Raw genomic sequence first — 20,368 nt, 5'->3', positions numbered from 1 at the left:
GGCCACTCAGGTGGCCCCTCGGCTCTCTGCCCCATGAAACTCGCTCCCGCCCAACTCGGCAAACACCTGCAAGGCACCCTCGCCCCGGTTTACGTGGTATGTGGCGATGAGGCCCTGCTTTGCCAGGAAGCCACCGACGCCATTCGTAGCGCCAGCCGCGCCCAGGGATTCACCGAGCGCGAAGTGTTTCATGCCGAGGCCAATTTCGACTGGGGCATGCTCTACGAAGCCGGCGCCAGCCTGTCATTGTTCGCCGAGAAACGTGTCATCGAGCTGCGCATCCCCAACGGCAAGCCAGGTGACAAGGGCGCGGCAGCGATTCTCGAATACCTCGGCCGCCCGCCGGAAGACACCCTGCTGCTGATCACCCTGCCCAAGCTCGACGGCAGCACCCAGAAGACCAAGTGGGCCAAGGCGCTGATCGACGGGCCCAACTGCCAGTTCGTGCAGATCTGGCCGGTAGATGCCAATCAGTTGCCACAGTGGATTCGCCAGCGCCTGGCCCAGGCCGGCATGAACGCCAGTGCCGATGCGGTCGACCTGATCGCCGCGCGGGTCGAAGGCAATCTGCTGGCCGCCGCTCAGGAAATCGAGAAGCTCAAGCTGCTCGCCGACGGCCAGCAGATCGATGCAGGCACCGTGCAGGCTGCCGTTGCCGACAGTGCCCGCTACGACGTCTTCGGCCTGATCGACGCCATCCTCAACGGCGAGGCCGCCCACGCCCTGCGTATGCTCGATGGCCTGCGCGGCGAGGGGCAGGAGTCGCTGTTCATCGTGGTGATGCTGGCCCGTGAGCTGCGCCAACTGGCCAATATCGCCTATCAGCATGGCCAGGGCATCCCGCTGGACAAGGCCTTCGCCTCCGCCCGCCCGCCTGTTTGGGACAAGCGTCGCCCGCTGGTCAGCAAGGCCCTGCAGCGTCACACGCCGGCACGCTGGAATGCCCTGCTGATGGATGCCCAGCAGATCGATGCACAGGTCAAGGGCCAGGCGCCGGGCGATCCCTGGGCCAGCCTGTCGCGCCTGGTGTTGATGATGGCCGGCCAACGCCTGAAGCTCGGCGCTTAACAGGCCGTTGAAAAACGTAGGCGAGGCAGACAGCGCAATACCGGCGGCGGCCCCATAAAACATCAAAACAGGCGAAACGTAGCGCAGCGGAGTAACAGCCGAAGGCTGGCCCGCAGGGCGAACGCAGTGAGTCAAAAGCGGAGTGTACGAGTAGTACATGAGCATTTTGAGTTTGTTTTTAACGCTGCGATGGTAACGCAGCTAGTTTTTCAACAACCTGTTAACGCCTACCTCGCGTATGGACATTGTCTGCCCAACGGCGCATGATTCGCGCCGCTCGCTATCCGGGCGGGCACCGATCGAGGATCTGCCATGAGCAAGAAGAAGCGCCCCAACAAGGCCAAATCCATCATCGCCCAGCCGCTGTTCCGCTCACGCCAGGAACGCCCCGGCAAAGGAAAAGGCAGCTACAACCGCCAAGCCTCCCAGCAAAACTGGGAGGCTTGTTCATTTGTGGCGGCTTGAAAAACTCGCCCGGCCCGAATTTCCACTCATCCGTGCTAAGGTGGTCGCCTGCAAAACGTGTTGAGATGACCATGCCCAACCTGTTCATTCGCGGCCTGCCTGCCACCGCTGCGGCCAGCTTCCTGCTTTTGCTCACGGCTTGCGCCGATGCCCCTGCCCAACCATTGGCTTCCACAAGTGGCGTGCCGAACGCTACGGCCAGCAACGCTGCCCCCAGCCAACCCGTCGAAGAGCAACTGAGCTTCGAACAATGGCGCGACCTGCTGCGCAGCGACGCCATCGCCGCGGGCATCAGCCCGACCCTGTTCGACCGTGCCTTCGCCGGCGTGGTGCCGAACCCTGATGTGGTCAAGGCCGACAGCAGCCAACCCGAATTCAGCCGCCCGGTGTGGGAATACCTCAAGGGCGCGGTGTCGCCGAGCCGCGTCGCCCGCGGGCGCATCCTGCTGACCCAGAATCGCGCCATGCTCAACCAGATCGAGCAACGTTATGGCGTCGATGCCGAAACCCTGGTCGCCATCTGGGGCCTGGAGAGCAACTTCGGCAGCAATATCGGCAGCCACAACGTGGTGCGCTCGCTGGCCACCCTGGCCTACGAAGGCCGTCGTCAGGCTTTCTGGCGTGGTCAGTTGCTGGCCGTGCTGCAGATTCTCCAGCATGGCGACATCGCCCCCGAGAGCCTGGTAGGTTCCTGGGCCGGCGCCATGGGCCAGACCCAGTTCATGCCCACCACCTACAACGAGCACGCCGTGGATTTCGACGGCGACGGCAAGCGTGACGTGTGGACGTCCACCGCCGACGCCCTGGCGTCGGCCGCCCACTACCTGCAGAGCTCCAACTGGCAACTGCGCCAGCCCTGGGGTTTCGAGGTACAGCTGCCGAAGGGCTTCGACTACGCCCTGACCGATCCGGAAGTGCGCCGCAACATGGCGCAGTGGCGCGAGCTGGGTATCCACCCAGTCGGCCAGCCGCTGAGCACGCCTCGCGACGACGCCAGCGCCACGCTGCTACTGCCAGCCGGGCACCGCGGGCCGGCCTTCCTGCTGTTCAGCAACTTCCGCAGCATCCTGCGCTACAACAACTCGACGTCCTATGCCCTGGCCATCGGCCTGCTGTCCGACAGCCTGCGCGGCGGCAACGCCGTGCAAGGCAGCTGGCCCGAGGGCGACCGCCAGTTGGGCCGCAGCGAGCGCGTCGAACTGCAGGAACGCCTGAACGCCCGCGGCTTCGACTCCGGGCATGCCGACGGCATCATCGGCGCCAACACCCGCAAGGCCATCCGCGCCTTCCAGCTGCACCTGGGCTGGCCAGCCGATGGCTACCCGGATTTCGACCTGCTCGAGCAGTTGCGCCAGGCGCAGTGACCCTGCCGCGTGGTGACGCCCGTCACCACGCCTTTCTTCGACGTTTGCGAATCGCCCGTTCCTGGGCGACTCTGTAGCCAGGCACTTGCTGTGATCCAGGAATGCCCGGCTACCCGCCTGCCGTGATCCGGCGCGGGTCAATGACAACAGAGAGGTCGCTATGCACGACATCGAGCTGAACGAAGAACAACGCATGATCCGCGACTGCACCCGGCAGTTCGCCCGGCGCGCCATCGCGCCCCACGCCCAGGACTGGGAAAAGGCCGGCTGGATCGACGACGCCGCGGTGGCCCAGATGGGCGACATGGGCCTGTTGGGCATGATCGTGCCGGACACCTGGGGCGGCAGCTATCTCGATTACGTGGCCTATGCCCTGGCCGTGGAAGAAGTCTCCGCCGCCGATGCCGCCACCGGCACCCTGATGAGCGTACACAACTCGGTAGGTTGCGGCCCGCTGCTCAATTACGGCAGCGACGAGCAGAAAGGCGAGTGGCTGGCTCGCCTGGCCAGTGGCGCGGTGATCGGTTGCTTCTGCCTGACCGAACCCCAGGCCGGCTCCGAAGCCCACAACCTGCGCACCCGTGCCGAGCTGCGTGACGGCCGCTGGGTACTCAATGGCGCCAAGCAATTCGTCAGCAACGGCCGCCGCGCCGGGCTGGCGGTCGTCTTCGCGGTAACCGACACCTCGCTTGGCAAGCAGGGCCTCTCGGCCTTTTTGGTGCCCACCAATACGCCGGGCTTTCGCATCGAGCGCAGCGAGCACAAGATGGGCATTCGCGCCTCGGACACCTGCGCCATCACCCTGGACGACTGCAGTATTCCTGCCGCCAACCTGCTGGGCGAGCGCGGCAAGGGCCTGAGCATCGCCCTGTCCAATCTCGAAGGCGGGCGCATCGGCATCGCCGCCCAGGCGGTCGGTATCGCCCGCGCGGCCTTCGAGGCTGCCCTGCTCTACTCCCGCGAACGGGTGCAGTTCGACAAGCCGATCGGCAAACACCAGAGCATCGCCAACCTGCTGGCCGACATGCACACCCAGATCAACGCCGCCCGGCTTCTGACCCTGCATGCCGCGCGCCTGCGCAGCGCCGGTCAGCCATGCCTGTCGGAAGCCTCCCAGGCCAAGCTGTTCGCCTCGGAAATGGCCGAGCGGGTGTGCTCCAAGGCGCTGCAGGTGCACGGTGGCTATGGCTATCTGGAGGATTTCCCGGTGCAGCGTTACTACCGTGATGCGCGCATCACCCAGATCTACGAAGGCGCCAGCGAAATCCAGCGCCTGCTGATCGCCCGTGAGCTCAAGCACTACGCGCTCTAAGAGCCTGTTCAAAGTCTTATCTGCGCATTAAGCGGCAACTACAAGGCAGAAGCAGACACTCAAACCAACCTGTGGGAGCCCCGACCTCGGGGCGAAACGATTGCAGCCTGACTGCCTATTTCGGCGGTGCCTGAGCGATTCGCCGCGAGGTCGCGGCTCCCACAATGGATCGGATAACGGCCGCTCCCGCCACTTAGCCGCCGAAATCGACGAACCTAGGCTGCAAGATCATGAACGTTTTTTAAGCACGCCCCTAGCCCTTGAGTAACCGCGCCTCCGCGTTATCCAGATCGCGTAGGATCTCTGCCAGCATGTCGTCGTCCAGCTGGTTTTCCTTGCGCATCCGGTAGAGTTCCAGGCGCTGGGTGCGCAAGGCGTGCAGGCGCATGCGATATTCCAGCTGGTCGGCCTGGCGCTGGTACTCGCGCGACTCCTCGGCACGGCGGGTGCGGGTGCGTTCGAGCAGGTCGCGGTACTCGCTCATCAGCTTGGCGCGGATCTCTGCCGTGGCGATGGCGCTGTCGGTATCGGCGGCCTTTTCGTCATCGGCTTCCAGGCAGCGGATCGCCGCCTGCAGCACCTGGGCGCGGTGCTGGTTGAGTTCCGCCTCCTGCCGCGCGACGTTGTCCTGAGGCAACAGCGGCAGCAGTCGGGGCAGCACCACGCTGGCCACCAGAAGCGACACCAGAATCACCCCGGCCGCGATCAGGATCAGCAGGTCCCGCTCGGGAAAGGCCTCGCCGCTGTTGAGCAACAGCGGCAGCGACATCACGCCCGCCAGGGTCACCGCACCGCGCACACCACCGACGGTCAGTACGGCGGTCAGGGCGATGCGCGATTGCCCGGCAAAGCGGGTCGACTTGCCGCGCCAACGGCGCAGCATGCCCGAGGTCCGCCAATAGCAGTAAACCCAGGTAAAGCGCAGCGCCATCAGCACCGCATACACGGCCAGCACGTAACCCAGCGCCGGCAGCAGCAGGTGCCAGGTATCGGCGTGATCACCGATCACCGCCTTGATGATGTCCGGCAATTGCAGGCCCAGCAGCAGGAAGATCAGGCCATTGAAGGTGAACTCGAGCATCGCCCACACGCCCCGGTTGAGCAGCCGCGTGGTGGTTTGCCGCGGCAGCAGGTCGAGGCGACTCTGCATCATGCCGGCTGCCACCGCCGAGAGAATGCCCGACAGCCCCAGGTGCTCGGCAGCCACGTAGGCGGCGAAAGGCAGCAGCAGCATGAGCAGCACATGGGGCGCCGGTTCCTCCCAGCCACGGGCGATCATCCAGGCGCGCAGACGACCAAGCAGGTAACTCAGCGCCATGCCGATCAGCAGGCCGCCGGCGGCTACCAGCACGAACTGCAGGCTGGCATCGGCGAACGAGAACACACCGGTGAGGGTGGCCGCTACGGCGAACTTGAATGCCACAAGGCCGGAGGCATCGTTCATCAACGCCTCGCCCTGCAGCAGATTGTTCAACGTGTTGGGCAGACGCCCATGGGCGATCGCCGATACCGCCACCGCATCGGTTGGAGACAGCACCGCCGCCAGGGCGAAGCAGGCTGCCAGGGGAACCTGGGGCAGCAACCAGTGAATGAAATATCCAGCGCCCAGAATGGTCACGAACACCAGGGCGAAGGCCAGGAACAGGATCGGTGTGCGCAGCTTGCGAAACTGCCCCTTGGGCATGCGCCAGCCATCGACGAACAGCAGCGGCGGGATGAACAGCAGCAGGAACAGCTCGGGGTCGAGGCGTACGTGCAGGCCCAGCGCCGGCACCGCCAGCAAGGCGCCGATGAGGATCTGCAGGATGGGCAGCGGCAAGGGAATGAACTGCGCACTGATACGGGTGCCACTGACCACCAGCAACATGATCAGGATGGTGTAGAGAAGCTGCATGAGGGGAGAGATCCTTTGCGATGACGGCCGCCTGGCGAGGGCCGGTGCATTCTAACGCCAGCAGCGTGCAGGCGGATGCGCCGCAAGCCGAATCGACGTGGCATAATCGGCGGCCTCGGTATTCACAAGTAGCAACGGGGACTCGACGAGTGGAGTCCTCCAGAGGTAGACCAATGAGTTACGTGCTTTATGGCATCAAGGCCTGCGACACCATGAAGAAGGCCCGCACCTGGCTCGACGAGCGTGGTGCCACTTACCAGTTCCACGATTACAAGACCGCCGGCATCGACCGCGGCAACCTGCAGAAATGGTGCGACGAACACGGCTGGGAAACCATCCTCAATCGTGCCGGCACCACCTTCCGCAAGCTCGACGACGCGCAGAAAAGCGATCTCGACCAGGCCAGGGCCATCGACCTGATGCTGGCCCAACCGTCGATGATCAAGCGCCCGGTGCTGGACCTTGGCACCCGCACCCTGGTCGGTTTCAAACCCGAGCGTTACGCCGCCGAACTGGCCTGATATCGCCTCCCAATCGAATTCGCTGCAAGGAAAAGCTCATGTCCAATACTCTGTTCAGCCTGGCCTTCGGGGTCGGCACCCAAAACCGTCAAAGCGCCTGGCTGGAAGTGTTCTATGCCCAGCCACTGCTCAACCCGAGCGCCGAGCTGGTCGCCAAGGTCACCGAGAAACTCGGCTACAGCGGCGGCAACCAGGCCATCGCCCTGACCAACCAGCAAGCCGGTGAGCTGGCCAGCGCCCTGAAAGGCGTCGACAGCGTGCAAGCAGCATTGCTGACCCGCCTGGCCGAAAGCGCCAAGCCGCTGGTCGCTACCCTGCTGGCCGAAGACGCCGCCCTGACCAGCACGCCCGAGGCCTACCTCAAGCTGCACCTGCTGTCCCACCGCCTGGTCAAGCCACACGGCCTGAACCTGACCGGCATCTTCCCGCTGCTGCCCAACGTCGCCTGGACCAGCCAGGGTGCGGTCGATCTGGCCGAGCTGCCGGAGCGCCAACTGGAAGCTCGCCTCAAGGGCGACCTGCTGGAAGTGTTCTCGGTGGACAAGTTCCCGAAAATGACCGACTACGTGGTGCCGAGCGGCGTGCGTATCGCTGACAGCGCACGGGTTCGTCTGGGCGCCTACATCGGCGAAGGCACCACCGTGATGCACGAAGGCTTCGTCAACTTCAACGCCGGTACCGCCGGCCCGGGCATGATCGAAGGTCGCGTGTCCGCCGGCGTGTTCGTCGGCAAGGGTTCGGATCTGGGCGGCGGCTGCTCGACCATGGGCACCCTGTCCGGTGGCGGCAACATCGTCATCTCCGTGGGCGAAGGCTGCCTGATCGGCGCCAACGCCGGTATCGGCATCCCGCTGGGTGACCGCAACATCGTCGAAGCCGGCCTGTACGTCACCGCCGGCACCAAGATCGCCCTGCTCGACGACCAGAACAACCTGGTCAAGGTGGTCAAGGGTCGTGATCTGGCTGGTCAGGCTGACCTGCTGTTCCGTCGTAACTCCCAGAGCGGCGCGGTCGAGTGCAAGACCAACAAGTCGGCCATCGAGCTGAACGAAGCCCTGCACGCTCACAACTGAGCCCTGGCTTCGCCCGAACGGGCTGTGCGCGCGATAGACTGACGTCTTCGTGGGCACAGCCCGTTTTCACATCCAGCGTGACGAGATCCGGATGACCCTGATTTCCCCCTGGCGCGCCGACTTCCCCGGCCTCGGGGCCTTCGACGCCGACGGCCAGACCTACCTCGATAGCGCCGCGACCGCGCAAAAGCCGCAGGCCGTACTCGATGCCCTGCTGGCCTACTACGCTGGCGGCGCTGCCAACGTGCATCGTGCCCAGCACCTGCCGGGTGAACGTGCCACCCGCGCGTTCGAGGCGACCCGCGACAAGGCAGCCCGCTGGCTGAATGCGGCCAGCCGCGACGAGATCGTCTTTACCCGCGGCGCCACCGAATCGCTCAACCTGCTCGCCTATGGGCTGGAATCGATATTCATGGCCGGCGACGAGATCGTCGTCAGCGCCGCCGAACACCACGCCAACCTGCTGCCCTGGCAGCAACTGGCCGGACGCAAATCCCTCAAGCTTGTGATACTGCCGCTCACTCCCGCTGGCGATATCGACCCGCAGGAGGCCACCGCGCTGATCGGCCCACGTACCCGCCTGCTCGCTCTCAGTCAGTTGTCCAACGTGCTGGGGCGCTGGCAGGACGTGCAGCCGCTGATTCGCCAGTCGCAGGAATACGGCGCCCTGACCGTGGTGGACGGCGCCCAGGCCGTGGTGCATCGCCGCCAGGACGTGCAGGCACTGGGCTGCGATTTCTACGTGTGCTCCAGCCACAAGCTGTATGGGCCCGATGGCGTCGGCCTGCTCTACGGCCGGCACGACGCGCTGCAGCAGCTGAACCACTGGCAGTTCGGCGGAGAGATGGTCCAGCAGGCGGATTATCACGCCGCGACCTTCCGTCCCGCGCCGCTCGGCCTGGAAGCCGGTACGCCAGCGGTATCCGGGGTGATCGCCCTCGGCGCGGCCCTGGACTACCTCGAGCGTCTCGACGCCGACGCGGTCAGCCGCCACGAAGCGGCGCTGCATCACCTGCTGCTCGCCGGCCTGCAGCGTTATCCAGGGCTGCGTCTACTCGGCGAGCCGCACACGGCGCTGGCCTGTTTCACCGTCGATGGCATCCACAGCGGCGACCTCGCCCACCTGCTCACCGAGCAAGGCATCGCCGTGCGGGTCGGTCATCACTGCGCCATGCCGCTGCGACAGCGCCTGGGCGTAAACGGCGCGATTCGCGTATCCCTCGGCCTTTACAACGACGAGGCCGACCTGCAGCGTTTGTTCGCCGCCCTGGACAAAGCCCTGGAGTTGTTGCGATGACCCTGCCGACCACCGCGCAAGAAGCACTCGACGCCTTTACCGCCTGCCCCGGCTGGGAACAGCGCGCGCGCCTGCTGATGCAATGGGGCGAACGCCTGGAGCCGCTCGCCGAACGGCATGAAGCGGATCGCGTACACGGCTGTGAAAGCCAGGTCTGGCTGAGCGGTGAACGACAGCACGACCGTTGGCACTTTCGCGCCAGTAGCGATGCGCGCCTGATACGCGGCCTGCTGGCCGTACTGCTGGCCCGGGTCAACGGATTGCCTGCAGGCGAGCTGGCCGGGCTGGACATCGCCGACTGGTTCGCCCAGCTCGGCCTGTCCCGTCAGCTGTCGCCCTCACGGGCCAGCGGCATGAACGCCGTGGTGCAACAGATGCGCCGGCTGATCGACGCGGCTTAAATCTTCGCGGCCACGCGCTCGCTGGGGCGGCGCGCACCGGCCACCAGCTTGTCGACGATACGCGCGGCGGCGACCATGCCGAAGGTCGCCGTCACCATCATCACCGCGCCGAAGCCGCCGGCGCAGTCGAGCTTCACGCCCTCACCGACGAATGCCTTGCTCTGGCACACACCGCCGTCCGCGCCAGGGTAGCGCAGCTGCTCGGTGGAGAACACGCAGGGCACGCTGTAGGTGCGCCCCGGCGTGCGCGAGAAGCCGTAGTCGCGGCGCAGGGTCGAACGCACCTTGGCGGCCAGGGGATCGTTGAAGGTCTTGTTGAGGTCGGCGACCTGCACCTGGGCCGGGTCGATCTGCCCGCCGGCGCCACCGGTGGTCACCAGGGCGATCTTGCGGCGCTTGCACCAGGCGATCAGCGCCGCCTTGGCCGCCACGCTGTCGATGCAGTCGACCACGCCATCGAGCTCCACCGTGATGTACTCGGCCATGGTCTCGCGGGTCACGAAATCGGCCACCTCGTGCACCACGCACGCGGGGTTGATGGCTCGCAAGCGCTCGCCCATCACCTCGACCTTGGCACGCCCGACCTGCCCTTGCAGGGCATGGGCCTGGCGATTGGTGTTGCTGACGCAGACATCGTCCAGATCGAACAGGGAAATCTCGCCCACCCCGGAGCGCACCAGCGCTTCGGCAGTCCACGAACCGACGCCGCCGATACCGACCACGGCCACGTGGGCGGCGGCCAGCCGTTCTGCACCTTCACGGCCATACAACCGGGCGATACCGGCGAAACGCTGTTCATCGAACGACATGGGGGCTCCTCTTTTCCGGGCGCGCATTATAGAAAGGCTGGCAGCGCTTCCCAAGCACCATCGGGCCGGTACCTGCAGAGCGCCAGTGCACAGCGTTCGAACATCACCGGGCAGCTCCCCGGAGCTGTGCTATACAGTCATTCATCGACGGAGTAGCATGCGCGCCAGCCGGCGTTCGCCGGTCTTCTCCCCGTTCCACCCTTCGGAACCTTACACAGCATGCTTTCGCGCAAGTTCGGTCTCAATCTAGTTGTTTTCCTGGCTATTGCCGCCCTGTTCACCGGTATCTGGGCGCTCTACAACCGCCCGGTCACGGCCCCGGACTGGCCGGAACAGATCTCCGGCTACTCGTTCTCGCCGTTCCGGCAGGGGCAGAGCCCGCAAACTGGCGTCTACCCGAGCGATCAGGAGATGCGCGAGGACCTCGAGTTGCTGTCCAAGCAAACCGACAGCATCCGCACCTATTCGGTGGACGGTGACCTCGACAAGATCCCCGCCCTCGCCGAGGAGTTCGGCCTGCGCGTGACCCTGGGCGTGTGGATCAGCCCGGACGAGGAGCGCAACGAACGGGAAATCACCAAGGCCATCGAAATCGCCAACAACTCGCGCAGCGTGGTTCGCGTGGTGGTGGGCAACGAGGCGCTGTTCCGCCGCGAAGTCACCGTCAAGCAGTTGACCGCCTACATGGACCGCGTGCGTTCGGCGGTCAAGGTGCCGGTCACCACCTCCGAGCAGTGGCACATCTGGGACGAATTCCCGGAGCTGGCCGACCACGCGGACCTGATCGCCGCCCACGTGCTGCCCTACTGGGAATTCATTCCCATGAAGGACTCCACCCAGTTCACCCTGGACCGCGCCCGTGACCTGAAGAAACTGTTCCCGAAAAAGCCCCTGCTGCTGTCCGAAGTGGGCTGGCCGAGCAATGGCCGGGTGCGCGGCGGCGCCGAGGCGACCCAGGCCGACCAGGCCATCTACCTGCGCACCCTGGTCACCACATTGAACGCCCAGGGCTACAACTACTTCGTCATCGAAGCCTTCGACCAGCCATGGAAGGCCGGCGACGAAGGTTCGGTGGGCGCCTACTGGGGCGTCTACAACCTCGACCGCCAGCCGAAATTCAACTTCGAAGGCCCGGTAGTCGCCATTCCGAAATGGCGCATGCTGGCCGTCGCCTCGGTGGTCATGGCGCTGCTGTCGCTGGCCCTTATGCTGATCGACGGCAGTGCCCTGCGCCAGCGCGGCCGCACCTTCCTGACCTTCGTGGCGTTCGCCGGTGGGTCAGCGCTGGTGTGGATCGGCTACGACTACAGCCAGCAATACAGCACCTGGTTCAGCACTCTGGTCGGCGTGCTGCTCGGCATCGGCGCCATCGGCGTGTTCATCGTGCTGCTCACCGAGGCCCACGAGTTGGCCGAGACGGTGTGGACGCAACGCCGCCGGCCATTCACGCCGGTGGTCGGCGACAGCCATTACCGGCCCAAGGTGTCGATCCACGTGCCGTGCTACAACGAGCCGCCGGAAATGGTCAAACAGACCCTCGACGCCCTGGCCGACCTCGATTACCCGGACTTCGAAGTCCTGATCATCGACAACAACACCAAGGACCCGGCGGTGTGGGAGCCGGTGCGTGACTATTGCGAAGAACTCGGCCCGCGCTTCCGCTTCTTCCATGTCGCACCGCTGCATGGCTTCAAGGGCGGCGCGCTGAACTACATCCTGCCGCACACCGCGCCGGACGCCGAAGTGGTGGCGGTGATCGACTCCGACTACTGCGTCGATCGCAACTGGCTCAAGCACATGGTGCCGCACTTCGCCGACCCGTCGATCGCCGTGGTGCAGTCGCCGCAGGACTACCGCGACGGCGAGGAAAGCACCTTCAAGAAACTCTGCTACGCCGAGTACAAGGGCTTCTTCCACATCGGCATGGTGACCCGCAACGACCGCAACGCGATCATCCAGCACGGCACCATGACCATGATCCGCCGTACCGTGATGGACGAGCTGAAGTGGGCCGACTGGACCATCTGCGAGGATGCCGAGCTGGGCCTGCGGGTGTTCGAGAAAGGTTATTCGGCCGCCTACGCCCACGACAGCTTCGGCAAGGGCCTGATGCCCGATACCTTCATCGACTACAAGAAGCAGCGCTTCCGCTGGGCCTACGGCGCCATCCAGATCATGAAGGGCCACGCCCGTCAGCTGCTGGCCGGCAAGGACAGCGAGCTCAAGCGCGGCCAGCGTTATCACTTCATCGCCGGCTGGCTGCCGTGGGTCGCCGACGGCCTGAACATCTTCTTCACCGCCGGTGCGCTGCTGTGGTCGGCAGCGATGATCATCGTGCCGCAACGGGTCGACCCGCCACTGCTGATCTTCGCGATTCCGCCCCTGGCGCTGTTCCTGTTCAAGGTCGGCAAGATCATCTTCCTCTACCAGCGGGCGGTGGGCGTCAACCTCAAGGATGCCTTCTGCGCGGCGGTGGCCGGGCTGGCGCTATCGCACACCATCGCCAAGGCGGTGCTGTACGGCATGTTCACCAAAACCATCCCGTTCTTCCGCACCCCGAAGATGCGCTCCAGCCATGGCCTGATGGTCGCACTGGCAGAGGCTCGCGAAGAGGTGTTCGTCATGCTGCTGCTGTGGGGCGCTGCCCTGGGTATCGGCATCGTGCAAGGCCTGCCCAGCTACGACGTGAAGTTCTGGGTGATCATGCTTCTGGTGCAGTCGCTGCCCTATCTGGCCGCCCTGATCATGGCGCTGCTCTCCTCGCAGCCCAAGCCGCTGGAAATTCCGGTGGTACAGGACGACGCCGAGAACGAGGCGCAGAAAGCCTGATCCGCGGCAACGCGACCTGAAAACGGCGGCCATTGGCCGCCGTTTTTCTAGGTATCGAGACGCCTTGCACCGACGTCGATGCTGGCTGCGCCGCAGCCCGACCGTCCTTACGCCTACGAGCCCCGGGCGTTTTGCTTTAAGCTATGCGCCCTTCTCGCCCTGCACTGTTTTACCGGAGCTCCCATGACGGCCCTGTCCCCCACCCTCGAACTCGCCTGCGACCTGATCCGCCGCCCTTCGGTCACCCCGCTGGACGAGGGCTGCCAGGAGCTGATGATGCGCCGTCTGGCGGCGCTGGGCTTCGCCGTCGAGGCGATGCGTATCGAAGACGTGGACAACTTCTGGGCCAGCCACGGCAATGAAGAGGGCCCGGTGCTGTGCTTCGCCGGCCATACCGACGTGGTGCCGACCGGCCCGGTACAGGCCTGGCAGCACGGCCCGTTCGACGCCCTGATCGACGAGCAGGGCATGCTTTGCGGCCGCGGCGCCGCGGACATGAAAGGCAGCCTGGCGTCGATGATCATCGCCGTCGAGCGCTTCGTCGCCGAGTACCCGAACCACAAGGGGCGCATCGCCTTCCTGATCACCAGCGACGAAGAAGGCCCGGCCCACCACGGCACCAAGGCGGTGGTCGAACGCCTGGCCGCGCGCAACGAGCGGCTGGACTGGTGCATCGTCGGCGAGCCGTCGAGCACCACCCTGGTCGGTGACGTGGTGAAGAACGGTCGCCGCGGCTCCCTGGGCGCGACCCTGACCGTACGCGGCGTCCAGGGCCACGTGGCCTACCCGCACCTGGCGAAGAACCCGATCCACCTGGCCGCGCCGGCCCTCGCCGAGCTGGCGGCCGAGCATTGGGACGACGGCAACGCCTTCTTCCCGCCAACCAGCTTCCAGGTCTCCAACCTCAACTCGGGTACCGGTGCCACCAACGTGATTCCCGGCGAGCTGACGGCCATCTTCAACTTCCGCTTCTCCACCGAATCGACGGTCGAAGGCCTGCAACAGCGGGTCAATGCCATCTTCGACAAGCACGGCCTGGACTACCACATCGACTGGGCGCTGTCGGGCCTGCCATTCCTCACCGAGCCGGGCGCGCTGCTCGATGCGGTCAGCACCAGCATTCGCAACGTGACCGGCCGTGAAACCACGCCGAGCACCAGCGGCGGCACCTCCGACGGGCGCTTCATCGCCACCCTGGGCACCCAGGTGGTCGAACTCGGCCCGGTCAACGCGACCATCCACCAGGTCAACGAACGCGTGCTGGCCAGCGATCTCGAGGTGCTCACCGAGATCTACTACCAGACCCTGGTCAAGCTGCTCGCCTGATGCTCGCCTGCCCGATCTGCCAGGCGCCACTGACCTCCGTCGACAATGGCGTGGCCTGCCCGGCCAACCACCGTTTCGATCGCGCACGCCAGGGCTACCTGAACCTGCTGCCGGTGCAGCACAAGAACAGCCGCGACCCGGGCGACAACGCCGCCATGGTCGAGGCCCGTCGCCGCTTCCTGAGCGCCGGCCACTATGCGCCGCTGGCCGAGCGCCTGGCAGCGCTGGCCGCTGGCTATCAGCCACAGCGCTGGCTGGATATCGGTTGCGGCGAGGGCTACTACACCGCGCAGATCGCCGATGCTCTGTCGGATGCCGACGGCTATGCGCTGGATATTTCCCGCGAGGCGGTCAAGCGAGCCTGCAAGCGCGCCCCGCAGTTGAACTGGTTGATCGCCAGCATGGCCCGCGTGCCCCTGGCCGATGCCAGCTGCGGGCTGTTGGCCAGCGTATTCAGCCCACTTGACTGGCAGGAGGCCAAGCGCCTGCTCGCTCCCGGCGGTGGCCTGCTGCGCATGGGCCCGACTCGCGAGCACCTGATGGAGCTGCGCCAGAAGCTCTATGACGAAGTGCGCGACTACGATGACAGCAAGCACCTCGAACTGATCCCGCCTGGCATGCACCTGGCACACAGCGAAACCCTGAGTTTTCGGCTGCCGCTCGAGACCGAGCAAGCCCGCGCCGACCTGCTGGCGATGACGCCCCACGGCTGGCGCGCCAGTGCCGAGCGCCGCGCAGCGGTGATCGCCGAACGCTTCGAAGTGAGCGTCGCCATCCGCTACGATTGGATCGAGCGAGACGCGTCCTGAACGCCCCGACCAGATGAGAACCCACATGCGCCAACCGGATATCGAAATCTACCTGAAGGACGCCGACCACCAGGCCGTGGCCGCCTGGCTGACCCAAGCCCTGGGCCCCTGCACGGACTGGCAGCAGAAAGGCCAGACCTTCCAGTGCCGCGCCGGCGACATTCCGGTGACTTGGCTGCCCAAGGCCGTAGGCAAATGGCACAGCCTGTACCTGGAAAGCGATTCCACTCCGTGGGAAGACGACCTCGCCTGCGCCCAGGCAGCTTATACGGCTCTGGGCGTGGAGGTCCGTTGCGCTCCCGGCAGCTGGGACGAGAACGAGAGCGATGAGCAGGCCGACCAATGGCTGCGCATCAGCGCCGATGGCGTGCAGGAAATTACCTGGCGCACGGGCTGATAACCGACGCTACCAGCGCTCATGGCGCCGCCGGTACCGCCTGCCAATACCGGGCGCTTGTATTCTCTCAGCTACGCGCGCTCCTCCTCTAGGAGCCTGTTCATAATCTTTAAGCACAAGTTCGGCGACTTAGGCGGCTAAGTGGCGGTAGCGGCCGTTATCCGATCCATTGTGGGAGCCGCGACCTCGCGGCGAATCGCTCAGGCACCGCCGAAATAGGCAGTCAGGCTGCAATCGTTTCGCCCCGAGGTCGGGGCTCCCACAGGTTGGTTTGAGTGTCTGCTCCTGCCTTGTAGTTGCCGCTTCATGTACAGATAAGACTTTGAACAGGCTCCAAGGCTCGTTCCATCCCGCCCAAAATCCACAGCATCAACCTGCCTGATTGACCTGGGAGACCCTTGAGCACGTCTAACGCCCATCAGTAGCGACTATAAAAAATTACTACAAAAATCTCAAAAACGCCGTTTTATCTATCTGTAAATGATTTTGAACAGTGCGACATCGCGCCGCACTTCACTACTTAATTAGCGGTCATATTTTCAGACATTTATTCACGATATCCTCATGTAAGGCGATTTTAGCGGCTTAAATACAATATTTTATCGAGATAATCGGGCATGAAAAATAACAATATCTCCGATAACTTGTAGTCATGAAAAATAATTACTCCATGAATATTGCTTACCGACGCGCACTGTTTGCAGAATGCCGCGGTACGACTTTAGTCGACACCGTACCTCTGCCGCCCTCTGGGTGAATCTGCAACGATCGCAGGAGATGCAAGCGTGCACATTGGTGTTCCCCTCGAAACCCAGGCAGGCGAAACGCGGGTGGCCGCGACGCCGGAAACCATCAAGAAACTGATCGGCCAAGGCCACCAGGTCACTGTTCAGAACGGTGCCGGCATTGCCGCCAGCATTACCGATGCAGCCTATACCGCCGCCGGTGCCAGCATCGGCGATGCCGCCGCGGCATTCGGCGCCGAGTTGATTCTCAAAGTGGTCGCCCCCAGCGACGCCGAGCTGGCTCTGATGAGAAGCGGCGCCGTACTGGTCGGCATGCTCAACCCGTTCAGCAACGAGACCATCGCCCGGCTCAACGCTGCCGGCGTCACCGCCTTCGCCCTGGAAGCGGCCCCGCGTACTTCTCGCGCCCAGAGCCTGGACGTACTCAGCTCCCAGGCCAACATCGCCGGCTACAAGGCGGTGATGCTGGCGGCTAACCACTACCCGCGCTTCATGCCCATGCTGATGACCGCCGCGGGCACGGTGAAAGCCGCTCGCGTGCTGATCCTCGGCGCTGGCGTTGCCGGCCTGCAGGCCATCGCCACGGCCAAACGCCTGGGCGCGGTGATCGAGGCCTCCGACGTGCGCCCAGCCGTGAAGGAGCAGATCGAGTCCCTCGGCGCCAAGTTCGTCGACGTGCCGTTCGAAACCGACGAGGAGCGCGAGTGCGCCGAAGGCGTCGGCGGTTACGCCCGGCCGATGCCGGCATCTTGGATGGAACGCCAGGCCAGGGCCGTGCACGAGCGTGCCAAGCAGGCCGACATCGTCATCACCACCGCGCTGATTCCCGGCCGCAAGGCGCCAACGTTGCTGCACGAGGCCACGGTCGCCGAGATGAAGCCCGGCTCCGTGGTCATCGACCTGGCCGCCATTCAGGGCGGCAACTGCCCGCTGACCGAACTGGACAAGGTGGTGATCAAGCACGGCGTGACCCTGGTCGGCCACGGCAACCTGCCCGCCCTGGTCGCCGCCGACGCCTCGGCCCTGTATGCGCGCAACCTGCTCGATTTCCTCAAGCTGGTGATCAAGGACGGCGCCTTCCACCTCGACCTGGAAGACGACATCGTCGCTGCCTGCCTGATGTGCACGGGCGGCGAGATCAAGCGCCTCAATAAATGATGCCTTCCTCTCCTTATGGAGAGGCCAACGACTACAAGAAAGGATCACAGCGATGGATCTGATTTCCGACGGAATCTACAACCTGATCATCTTCGTGCTGGCCATCTACGTCGGCTACCACGTGGTCTGGAACGTCACCCCTGCCCTGCACACGCCGCTGATGGCGGTCACCAATGCCATTTCGGCGATCGTCATCGTCGGCGCCATGCTCGCCGCCGCACTCACCGTCACCCCGCTGGGCAAGACCATGGGCACCCTGGCCGTGGCACTGGCAGCGGTCAACGTGTTCGGTGGCTTCCTGGTCACCCGACGCATGCTGGAAATGTTCAAGAAGAAGGCCGCCAAAGCGGCGGTGGAGAAGTAAGCGATGAGCATGAACCTGATCACCCTTCTCTATCTGGTCGCATCGGTGTGCTTCATCCAGGCGCTCAAGGGCCTGTCGCACCCGACCACCTCGCGGCGCGGCAACACCTTCGGCATGATCGGCATGACCATCGCCGTGCTCACCACCCTCGGCCTCATCCATAAACTCGGCAGCGAGCTGGCGGTACAGGGCATCGGCTACGTGATCGTCGGCCTGCTGGTCGGCGGCACTGCCGGTTCGATCATGGCCAAGCGCGTCGAAATGACCAAGATGCCCGAGCTGGTCGCCTTCATGCACAGCATGATCGGCCTGGCGGCGGTGTTCATCGCCATCGCGGCCGTCGTCGAGCCGCAATCCCTGGGTATCGTCGCCGCGATCAGCGATCCGATTCCCAACGGCAATCGCCTAGAGCTGTTCCTCGGTGCGGCCATCGGCGCCATCACCTTCTCAGGCTCGGTGATCGCCTTCGGCAAGCTGTCCGGAAAGTACAAATTCCGCCTGTTCCAGGGGGCGCCGGTACAGTTCGCCGGCCAGCACCTGATCAACCTGGTGATCGGCCTGGCCATCGCCGGCCTGGGCCTGTACTTCACCTTCACCGGCAATCTCACGGCCTTCGCCATACTGGTAGCCCTGGCCTTCGTGATCGGCGTATTGATCATCATCCCCATCGGCGGCGCGGACATGCCCGTGGTGGTGTCGATGCTCAACAGCTACTCGGGCTGGGCAGCGGCCGGTATCGGCTTCTCGCTGAACAACTCGATGCTGATCATCGCCGGCTCCCTGGTCGGTTCCAGCGGCGCGATTCTCTCGTACATCATGTGCAAGGCGATGAACCGCTCGTTCTTCAACGTCATTCTCGGCGGTTTCGGCGGCGCGACCGATACCGGCCCGGCGGCTGGCAGCGGCGAGCAACGTCCGGTCAAATCCGGCTCCGCAGACGATGCCGCGTTCCTGCTCGGCAATGCCGACAGCGTGATCATCGTGCCCGGCTACGGCTTGGCCGTGGCCCGCGCTCAGCATGCACTAAAGGAATTGACCGAGAAGCTGGCGCACAAGGGCGTGACCGTGAAGTACGCGATCCACCCGGTAGCGGGCCGCATGCCCGGCCACATGAACGTGCTGCTGGCCGAGGCCGAAGTGCCTTACGACCAGGTGTTCGAGATGGAAGACATCAACGCCGAATTCGGCCAGGCCGATGTGGTGCTGGTGCTCGGCGCCAACGACGTGGTCAACCCGGCGGCGAAGAACGATCCCAAGTCGCCGATTGCCGGCATGCCGATCCTCGAAGCCTTCAAGGCCAAGACCATCATCGTCAACAAGCGCTCGATGGCCAGCGGCTATGCCGGACTGGACAACGAACTGTTCTATCTGGACAAGACCATGATGGTATTTGGCGATGCCAAGAAGGTCATCGAGGACATGCTCAAGGCCGTAGAATGACCCGCAAAGGGGCGCGCTAGAGCGGTCGCGCCCCTTTCGAGTGCAATTCGGCGTCAAGGGAAAAATACAGCAGCGCTGATTGGTAACGAGAATTACTGCTCAAAAAAATAAATAGCTAAGCAACTATACCGAACAATCGTAACTGTACCGCAATTAATTCACTGAAAATTTAGATATTTTCAGCGTAAAAAACTGCCAAACACGCTAAGTCACGGCAAATTCACAATCACCGTTACAGTTACCATCTAAATGGTAGGAACAGTTAAAAAGCAACCTATCTAGTGCTCAGCTAATTTACTTCAGCTGTGGCTACTGCAAACCCCGCGCGAGGACGAAAATGGGCACCAGAACTTAACCAGTCCCGCCAAAAGCGGAAGGATGCACGCCATGGAACGTACCCTCAGTTCCGATCTGCTTGTCGACAACTCGTCCAAATCTGCCACCAGCCTGCCGCTGAACATCCTGGCCACCCTGCTCCTGTGGCAGCGCCGGATCGTCAGCCGCCGCCAACTGGCACGCCTTGACCCTCGTCTGCTGGCCGATGCCGGTATCAGCGAGAGCCAGCGTTACGCCGAGCTGAGCAAGCCGTTCTGGCGCTAATCGCAACATCTGAGCTTCTCCCGCAAAACCCCGCCGGCATGCAGCGCCGGCGGGGTTTTGTCGTTATGGGCAGCGGTAATCTCATCGTCACTGCCTTGTAAACAAACTGTGTCGGTCTTTCTCTTCCCAGGCTTGCAGAGCGGTTAGAATGCGGCTTTCCGTGAGCCGTAGAGACCAAGCCCATGCCCAATGTCCGCACCCTCGCCTTCGTCAGTCTGTTCGGCCTCGCTACCGGCGCCAGCGCCAGCAGCTTCGTGGTAACCACAGACACCCTGGTCGACGCACTTGCCGCCACCATCGACACCACCTCCAACGCGACCTCTTCGGTGGTCGATAACAAGGTCGTGCTGGCCGCCAGAGACGACGCTGCCAGCTTCGTCGCCAGCGCTGGCGCCGTGCGCGGCGCTCACCTGGAAAACGCCCTGCAGCACATCCGCGAACGCATGCCGAGCCTGCAAGCCGACGATGCGCAACTGGCGCAGGCTATCCTAGCTC

The 20,368-nt window shown here is 64.2% G+C and carries 19 protein-coding genes; 17 read left to right on the top strand and 2 right to left on the bottom strand.

What is annotated here, in order from left to right; all coding sequences use genetic code 11:
- The first annotated feature begins 33 nt into the window (after positions 1-33).
- The 4 genes from holA to BVH01_RS08380 all read left to right on the top strand — a co-directional run bounded on the left by holA (position 34) and on the right by BVH01_RS08380 (position 4,209).
- The gene (gene holA / locus BVH01_RS08395) at positions 34-1,068 is read left to right on the top strand and encodes a DNA polymerase III subunit delta (protein WP_075929905.1); all 1,035 of its coding nucleotides are present in this window, start codon (positions 34-36) and stop codon (positions 1,066-1,068) included.
- 312 nt (positions 1,069-1,380) lie between these two features.
- Positions 1,381-1,533, top strand: a complete 153-nt coding sequence (gene arfA, locus BVH01_RS08390; RefSeq protein ID WP_075929904.1) for an alternative ribosome rescue factor ArfA — start codon at positions 1,381-1,383, stop codon at positions 1,531-1,533.
- A gap of 71 nt (positions 1,534-1,604) precedes the next feature.
- Positions 1,605-2,897 (top strand): lytic murein transglycosylase, encoded by a 1,293-nt coding sequence (locus BVH01_RS08385; protein WP_075930978.1) that lies wholly within the window; start codon positions 1,605-1,607, stop codon positions 2,895-2,897.
- Between the two features lie 160 nt (positions 2,898-3,057).
- Positions 3,058-4,209, top strand: a complete 1,152-nt coding sequence (locus BVH01_RS08380) for an acyl-CoA dehydrogenase family protein (protein ID WP_075929903.1) — start codon at positions 3,058-3,060, stop codon at positions 4,207-4,209.
- Between the two features lie 253 nt (positions 4,210-4,462).
- Here BVH01_RS08380 and BVH01_RS08375 read toward each other — a convergent pair whose 3' ends face one another.
- Positions 4,463-6,103 (bottom strand): Na+/H+ antiporter, encoded by a 1,641-nt coding sequence (locus BVH01_RS08375; RefSeq protein WP_075929902.1) that lies wholly within the window; start codon positions 6,101-6,103, stop codon positions 4,463-4,465.
- 173 nt (positions 6,104-6,276) lie between these two features.
- Here BVH01_RS08375 and BVH01_RS08370 point away from each other — a divergent pair, with 173 nt between their 5' ends.
- The 4 genes from BVH01_RS08370 to BVH01_RS08355 all read left to right on the top strand — a co-directional run bounded on the left by BVH01_RS08370 (position 6,277) and on the right by BVH01_RS08355 (position 9,395).
- On the top strand, positions 6,277-6,624 hold the full coding sequence (locus tag BVH01_RS08370; RefSeq protein ID WP_075929901.1) for an ArsC family reductase: 348 nt from the start codon (positions 6,277-6,279) through the stop codon (positions 6,622-6,624).
- A gap of 38 nt (positions 6,625-6,662) precedes the next feature.
- On the top strand, positions 6,663-7,697 hold the full coding sequence (gene dapD, locus BVH01_RS08365; protein WP_075929900.1) for a 2,3,4,5-tetrahydropyridine-2,6-dicarboxylate N-succinyltransferase: 1,035 nt from the start codon (positions 6,663-6,665) through the stop codon (positions 7,695-7,697).
- Positions 7,698-7,788: 91 nt separating this feature from the next.
- A complete protein-coding gene (locus BVH01_RS08360; RefSeq protein WP_075929899.1) occupies positions 7,789-8,994 on the top strand; it encodes an aminotransferase class V-fold PLP-dependent enzyme in 1,206 nt (401 codons plus the stop codon).
- Complete coding sequence (locus tag BVH01_RS08355) at positions 8,991-9,395, top strand: SufE family protein (protein WP_075929898.1); 405 nt, start codon at positions 8,991-8,993, stop codon at positions 9,393-9,395. The genes BVH01_RS08360 and BVH01_RS08355 overlap by 4 nt, the downstream gene beginning before the upstream one ends.
- Here BVH01_RS08355 and tcdA read toward each other — a convergent pair.
- Positions 9,392-10,204: a tRNA cyclic N6-threonylcarbamoyladenosine(37) synthase TcdA gene (gene tcdA / locus BVH01_RS08350; protein ID WP_075929897.1), complete on the bottom strand. Its 813-nt coding sequence runs from the start codon at positions 10,202-10,204 to the stop codon at positions 9,392-9,394. The genes BVH01_RS08355 and tcdA overlap by 4 nt on opposite strands.
- Positions 10,205-10,423: 219 nt before the next feature.
- Here tcdA and BVH01_RS08345 point away from each other — a divergent pair, with 219 nt between their 5' ends.
- The 9 genes from BVH01_RS08345 to BVH01_RS08305 form a co-directional block, all read left to right on the top strand.
- Positions 10,424-13,033 (top strand): glycosyltransferase, encoded by a 2,610-nt coding sequence (locus BVH01_RS08345; RefSeq protein WP_075929896.1) that lies wholly within the window; start codon positions 10,424-10,426, stop codon positions 13,031-13,033.
- Between the two features lie 183 nt (positions 13,034-13,216).
- Positions 13,217-14,359, top strand: coding sequence for a succinyl-diaminopimelate desuccinylase (gene dapE, locus BVH01_RS08340; protein WP_075929895.1), 1,143 nt, complete (start codon positions 13,217-13,219; stop codon positions 14,357-14,359).
- Positions 14,359-15,168, top strand: a complete 810-nt coding sequence (locus tag BVH01_RS08335; RefSeq protein ID WP_075929894.1) for a putative RNA methyltransferase — start codon at positions 14,359-14,361, stop codon at positions 15,166-15,168. The genes dapE and BVH01_RS08335 overlap by 1 nt, the downstream gene beginning before the upstream one ends.
- Before the next feature lie 25 nt (positions 15,169-15,193).
- Positions 15,194-15,565 (top strand): hypothetical protein, encoded by a 372-nt coding sequence (locus BVH01_RS08330; RefSeq protein WP_075929893.1) that lies wholly within the window; start codon positions 15,194-15,196, stop codon positions 15,563-15,565.
- Between the two features lie 785 nt (positions 15,566-16,350).
- Positions 16,351-17,469 (top strand): Re/Si-specific NAD(P)(+) transhydrogenase subunit alpha, encoded by a 1,119-nt coding sequence (locus BVH01_RS08325; protein ID WP_075929892.1) that lies wholly within the window; start codon positions 16,351-16,353, stop codon positions 17,467-17,469.
- Between the two features lie 52 nt (positions 17,470-17,521).
- Complete coding sequence (locus tag BVH01_RS08320) at positions 17,522-17,833, top strand: NAD(P) transhydrogenase subunit alpha (protein ID WP_074881214.1); 312 nt, start codon at positions 17,522-17,524, stop codon at positions 17,831-17,833.
- A gap of 3 nt (positions 17,834-17,836) precedes the next feature.
- Positions 17,837-19,273 carry an NAD(P)(+) transhydrogenase (Re/Si-specific) subunit beta gene (locus BVH01_RS08315; protein WP_075929891.1) on the top strand — a complete coding sequence of 479 codons (1,437 nt, stop codon included), beginning with the start codon at positions 17,837-17,839 and terminating at the stop codon, positions 19,271-19,273.
- 387 nt (positions 19,274-19,660) lie between these two features.
- Positions 19,661-19,873, top strand: a complete 213-nt coding sequence (locus BVH01_RS08310) for a DUF1127 domain-containing protein (protein WP_074881216.1) — start codon at positions 19,661-19,663, stop codon at positions 19,871-19,873.
- 182 nt (positions 19,874-20,055) lie between these two features.
- Positions 20,056-20,368, top strand: a 313-nt coding sequence (locus BVH01_RS08305; RefSeq protein WP_075930977.1) for a DUF2388 domain-containing protein, incomplete at its 3' end; no start/stop codon positions are given.

The organism is Pseudomonas sp. PA1(2017) (genome assembly GCF_001945375.1).
GTDB lineage: Bacteria > Pseudomonadota > Gammaproteobacteria > Pseudomonadales > Pseudomonadaceae > Aquipseudomonas.
The sequence above is the reverse complement of the archived record's forward strand: the minus strand, read 5'-3'. Positions and strand labels throughout refer to the sequence as shown.